This is a genomic window from Clostridioides sp. ZZV14-6345 (genome assembly GCF_020657775.1).
GTDB classification, from domain to species: domain Bacteria; phylum Bacillota; class Clostridia; order Peptostreptococcales; family Peptostreptococcaceae; genus Clostridioides; species Clostridioides difficile_D.
Window position 1 is genome coordinate 25,012 of record NZ_JAGWCX010000048.1, and the last position, 6,169, is coordinate 31,180.

Here is a 6,169-nt window from a genome sequence, read left to right on the forward strand (position 1 = left end):
AGAAATAAGTACGAACATTGAAAATTAAACAGTAGGTAAATCCGCTTTGATAATGCTGGGATGTGATGGGGAGCAATATTAAGCATAAGAGATTATGTGGTTACAATAGCAAATAAAAGATAAACCTGTTCCCATTATGAACACAGAAGTTAAGCTCTTTAGCGATGATGGTACTTGGTAGGCGACTGGCTGTGAGAGTAAGACATAGCCACATAATCTTTTTTATGCACAGAACTATTTTATGTAGTTTTGTGCTTTTTTGCATTTTATAGAAAAATACAGACTGTTGATAAGAGATAAACAATAGTTTAAGATTGATAAATGAGACAAAAATATTTTTTCTATGGTAGAATTGTAAGGGAGGAATTTATGGAATCATTTGTATTGGAAATCTCACGTACATTATTAAGTGTATTTGAAATTTTAGTATTTAAAAATTTACTTGATATTTACAAAAATAAAAAAAGAGAAGATAAAGAAGTAAAAAGCTCTCTTTGGAAACTTACAATATTAGTTGTGGTTTTAGTTTATCTGAATGATTATTTTGATTTGAATGGAATAGTTATATTAGGTTTGTGGCCGATGGAATTGAATTTATTACAAATTGTATTTACTTGTATAATTATGTATTTTTGTAAAAGAAATTATGAAATGAAGTTGTGGCAAGCATTTATGTTTTTTATAGTTTGTAAAAATGTATTTTTTATTACTAGCAATATAATTTATTGGGGAATTACATTTTTTTGTATATTTATTGGTATTGGTGGTGCTAACTATCCACGTGTATTAGTTGCAATTTTACATAAAGTACTAGTTTTTATAATTTTATTTGTATTAAATTTAATATTAAAAAAATATAGCAACAGTTTTAAAGAGAAAAAATACATAATAAGTATATTAACTGTTATATTTTTAGTAACATTTTTGTATATATACAATTTTATAGATAAGTGTATTTGGGTATATAAAGTTAAATTTAAAAATTTAGCATATAAAGAAATATGGAGTATGATAGATGGTTTTTTATATCAAAATATAATTCCATCATTGGTTGTGGTTGTTATACTTTTAATATTTACAATTAAGAAGATAAAAGAATCTATAATTTTAGAAAAGGAAAAAGTAGTGATAGAAGAAAAAATAAAAGTTCAATACAATTACTATGAAAGAATAAAAGAAAATCAAGATAGAACCAAACAACTTTATCACGATTTAAAAAATCATTTGGTCTGCATCAATAATATTGATGCAAACGAAAATGCTAGGATATATAGCATGGAACTTCAAGAAGAAATAGAGAAGATAGAGTATATATATAACACTAAGAATGATATATTAGATATTATACTTAAAGAAAAAAATGATATTTGTATAGATAATAATATAGATTTTTTTGCAGATATAAATTTTGAAAAATGTAACTTCATGCAAATGATTGATGTGTGTAGTATTTTTTCTAATATATTAGATAATGCAATGGAAGCATGTTTAAAGATAAAAGATAATGAAAGAAAAATATATATAAGAGGAACTATAGTTAAAAATTATTTTGTATTAAAGAGTGTGAACTCAAAAATAAATGATATAAAAACAGATGATAATAATATTATAAGTAGTAAAAAAGATAAATATCTTCATGGAATAGGTTTAAAAAGCGTTGAACATTCATTGAATAAGTACAATGGAGAGTTTAGATTCAAGGATTTTGGTAATGAATTTGAACTAGATATTTATATTCCAATAGAAAGTGAAGTGAATTTGAACTATGAAAAAAATAGTATTATGTGAAGATGAATTAAGCCAACAAAAGTTGATAAAAGGGTATATCGAAAAAATTTTTGAAGGTAGAAATGAAGAATATGATCTTTTGATTTACAAAAATGGAGAAAGTTTAATAAAAGATTATCCAAAGAATGTAGATATATTTTTATTAGATATACAATTAGAAAAGATTGATGGAATGACTTTGGCTAGAAAAATAAGAAGTATGTATGATAAAAATGTAGAAATTATATTCACAACATCTTTAATAGACTATGTACAAGAAGGATATGAAGTAAGGGCTTATAGGTATTTGCTAAAGCCTATAAAATTAGGTGACCTAGAGAGGCATTTGATCTCTTGTTTTAATGAAATAGAGAGAAACAAGGGTAAAGAGTTAATTTTGAGTTCTAAAACCGAAATATTTAAGATAAACACAGCAGATATTTATTATATCGAAGTTTTAAAAAGAGAAATAACTATACATACAAAAATATCCGAGTACTCTATTAATATGACTATGGATAGTATACAGAGCAAAATAAACCAAAAAAATTTCCATAGATGTCACAAAAGTTATCTGGTCAATTTGGACTATGTAGGAAATGTAAAACAATATGTAGCTATTATGGAGAATAAAGAAGAAGTTCCTATAAGTAGATATAGATTTAAAGAGTTTAAAGAGGTATACCTTGAAAGCCTTTCATCAGTATTATAAAAACTAAAACATGACAGTTGTAACATTAAAATGTACAGTTGTGCATAGTGCATTGTACATAAAAAAAATAGATGCTATCCTTTAGTCAAAAGGAGGATAGCATCTATTTTTTTACATAAAAATTATATCTTTGTTTATTAAAAGGTAAAATAAGTTGTTAGTATTAGGTAGATATATTAGTTCAAGTAAACTAATTAGCACTAAATAACTATATATTAGTCAAAAAGGAGGTAATTATGAAAGGTATTTTTACGTTAGCTTTTTCTTATCTGAAAAAGCAAAAAGGGAGAAGTTTCTCTATAATAATAGCAATAGGATTGGCTACATTGATATCATTTTCTATTATTGTTCAAAAACAAACAGATATAAAATTAGGAACTGAAAAATTGCATAAAATATATGGAACTTATGACTATGAGTACGATAAAATTGATAATCAAGCACTACAAAAAATATTGAATGACAATACTAGTGATGATACATATAATATAATCAATTTAGGTAGTATTGTTTATAAAAATGGTGTTAAGAGTATTCTTAATACATATAGTTCATATTATTTAGAAGAAAGCAAATATGAACTTATCAAAGGGAGAGCACCAAAAAATGAAAATGAGATAGTTTTAGATAATAGAGCTATAGAGGAAATGAATTTAGAAAATAAATTAGGTAAGGAAATAGACTTTAACATAGTTAAAAAATATAAAAATACTGATGGAAAGCAAGATATATACAATAAAAATCATAAATTTAAATTGGTTGGAATAGTCAGTAGACATAAAGAATATTATCAGGAGTATGAATATGCACTTAGAGCTTTTACAGGTGGATATACAAATTTAATACCAGAAAACCTTATTACTAATGATGGCCTTTTAAATGTAGAAAATGAAAAGAGTACAAATGAGAATCTGTATAAAAGGCTGAATAAATACGGTCTTACAGAGGATAACTTTACTATAAATGTAGGTTTAATTGTAGGATTAAATTCTATTGGTGTTGATGAAGTGGCAATAAGCTATGAAATAAGAAAAATGATATTTCCTATAGGTGTATCAGCACTTTTAATATGTAATATTTTTATGATGACTTTATTTGATATGAAAAAATCAATAGGTATGTTGAGAGCTATAGGTGTAAAAAGGCATCAAGTATGTTCTATGATTTTTATACAGAGCTTAATGCTGGTAATCATTGGTGTATTATCTGGTTTTTTTATTGGAGGAGCTTATGTATATTATTATATATCTAAAATGTATCCTCAAAATCCAAGTCTTTATATAACCAAAGAAGCAATATTGATACCAATATTAATAGCAATAATTACTGTGTTTATTTCAAATATAGTTACTCTATATAAGGCATTCAAGGTATCTCCTGTAGAAGGTATGAAAAATAATGACTTTAGTAATAGAAAATTTAGAAATAGATTTTATTATAAATGGATAAGAAAAGTATTTGATATAACTGGAGATATGGCATATAAAAATGTATTTAGATTTAGGGCAAGAACAATTCTTTGTATATTATCTATGGGATTAGTTGGATCTATGTATATAACTACATTATCAAATTACAATAAAAGTGATATGGATGTAATGCATATGCCAAGTCAAAATATTGGTGAGTATGATATAAAACTAAATAAAGATTATTTTAATGTGGAAAATGCTCTAGGAATGTATAGTAAAAGTGATATAGAAAAAATTAAAAACATAGACGATGTAGACTATGTAGATGGAAAATTAGTGTTATCTGGGTCTATGAATAAGGATGAATCATATTTAGAAGTTAGGGGTTATACAGAGAAAGATTTGAAAAAATTAGATAAATACATAGAGGAAAAAAGTGATGAGAATAATAGTGAATATATAAATGTTTTGGTTAATAATCATACTGATGGAACCAATGAACCAATAGATAAGAATTTGAAAATTGGAGATTTGATTGAAATAAAAATACCATCAGTAAATGATGAAAAGTTAAGCTATAAAGTTGAAAAAGTTAGAATCGCTGGTTTCTTAGATAGAAAATGGATTTTAAATAATTTCAATGTAAGAATGCTAACAGTAATAATGCCAATAGAAGAATTGTCTAAATTGACTAATATAAATGATGTTAATGTAATAGGAGTGAAAGCTTCTAGTGGAAAAGAAAAGGAAGTAGAACATAAAATAGAAAAAATTATTGGAAAGAAAGATTACAATAATCTAGAAAGCAGGGGGAAATACAAATTAGAGCAAGAAAAATTACAAAGAATTGCTAAAATGCAAAGTCTATTTTCATTATTACTTATGTGTGTAGTAGCTTCATTAAATATTTACTACACTATAAAAACAGGAATACTAATTAGAACTAGGGAGCTATCTACTTTGAGAAGTATTGGTATGAGTATGAAAAAGATAAAAAGTATGCTTATTAAGGAATCACTAATTTATGCATTTCTTAGCTGTATAATAGGGGCTTCTCATGCTACATATAAAGGATACAAAGATGTATCTATGGTTAATAAGATTATGGAAGCTGGATTTGGGGTTAAGAATCTAGACAAATTTAAAGTGCCTTTTAATGAAATAGTAACATTTACTTTTTTAGTGATAGTAGTTTGTATTATATCAGTATACTTGTCTAAGCAAAAACTAGAAAAAATGAGCATATCAGATGGAATTAATATGGATAAATAAGGAGGAATTAGTATGACGATATTAAAAGTAGAAAACTTAAACAAAGTTTATGGTAAAAATGAAAATGAGTTACATGTTTTAAAGAATATAAATTTAAATATAGAAGAAAATAAATTCATTGCTGTAGTAGGTGCTAGTGGCTCTGGAAAAAGTACATTATTAAATTGTATGGCAGGTCTTGATAAACCAACTGATGGAAAAGTTTATTATAACAACGAAGAAATAAGCAATATGACAGATGGAAAGCTAGCTGATATAAGGATAAATAACTTTGGATTTGTGTTTCAAAATTTTAATTTAATACCAGTTGTTAATGTATATGAGAATATAATAATGCCTTCATTATTAGAAAATAGAAAAATAGATAAAAAATATCTAGAAAAATTACTAGAGAGACTACAAATAAAGGATAAAATAAAAAAATTTCCCAATGAATTATCTGGAGGTCAACAACAAAGAGTGGCTATTGCTAGAGCGCTTATAAATAAACCTAAAATTATATTTGCAGATGAGCCTACAGGAAATTTAGATACAAAGTCAACAGAAGAAGTTATGAGTATATTAAGAGAATGTGTGAATGATTATAATCAGACACTTATAATGATAACTCATAATGACATAATAGCTAGAGAAGCTGATATTTGTATAAAAATACAAGATGGAACAATAATGGATTAATTTAATATATAAAAAATAAAACTGTAATATTATTACAGTTTTATTTTTTATATAAAAGTTTAATATTATAAATTTTACAAACTTAATCGTAAAGCTGTTGATAGTAGAATGGTAAATAGCTATATAAGCTAAATAAAGACTGTAGATAATATGCATATCTTAGAAAATGATTGTGTATAATTTTAAATGATAAAGAAAAAATAAAAAATGCTAAAAAATTAAGAAAAACTATTGACGATATGTTTTTTAGATGATACAATATTACTTGTCCTTAAGAAAAGGGCAAGCACGAAAAATGAAAAATGAACTTTGAAAATTAAACAGTAGG

General features: G+C 25.1%; 4 protein-coding genes and 1 rRNA gene. All 5 read left to right on the forward strand.

What is annotated here, in order from left to right; translation table 11 throughout:
* The first annotated feature begins 95 nt into the window (after window positions 1-95).
* Window positions 96-214, forward strand: a 5S ribosomal RNA gene (gene rrf, locus KGF39_RS13225).
* Window positions 215-369: 155 nt separating this feature from the next.
* On the forward strand, window positions 370-1,788 hold the full coding sequence (locus KGF39_RS13230) for a sensor histidine kinase (RefSeq protein ID WP_227822651.1): 1,419 nt from the start codon (window positions 370-372) through the stop codon (window positions 1,786-1,788).
* Window positions 1,766-2,479 (forward strand): LytR/AlgR family response regulator transcription factor, encoded by a 714-nt coding sequence (locus KGF39_RS13235; protein ID WP_227822652.1) that lies wholly within the window; start codon window positions 1,766-1,768, stop codon window positions 2,477-2,479. The genes KGF39_RS13230 and KGF39_RS13235 overlap by 23 nt, the downstream gene beginning before the upstream one ends.
* Before the next feature lie 236 nt (window positions 2,480-2,715).
* A complete protein-coding gene (locus tag KGF39_RS13240) occupies window positions 2,716-5,163 on the forward strand; it encodes an FtsX-like permease family protein (protein WP_227822653.1) in 2,448 nt (815 codons plus the stop codon).
* A 12-nt stretch (window positions 5,164-5,175) separates the two neighbouring features.
* The gene (locus KGF39_RS13245) at window positions 5,176-5,841 is read left to right on the forward strand and encodes an ABC transporter ATP-binding protein (protein ID WP_227822654.1); all 666 of its coding nucleotides are present in this window, start codon (window positions 5,176-5,178) and stop codon (window positions 5,839-5,841) included.
* Window positions 5,842-6,169: the final 328 nt, after the last annotated feature.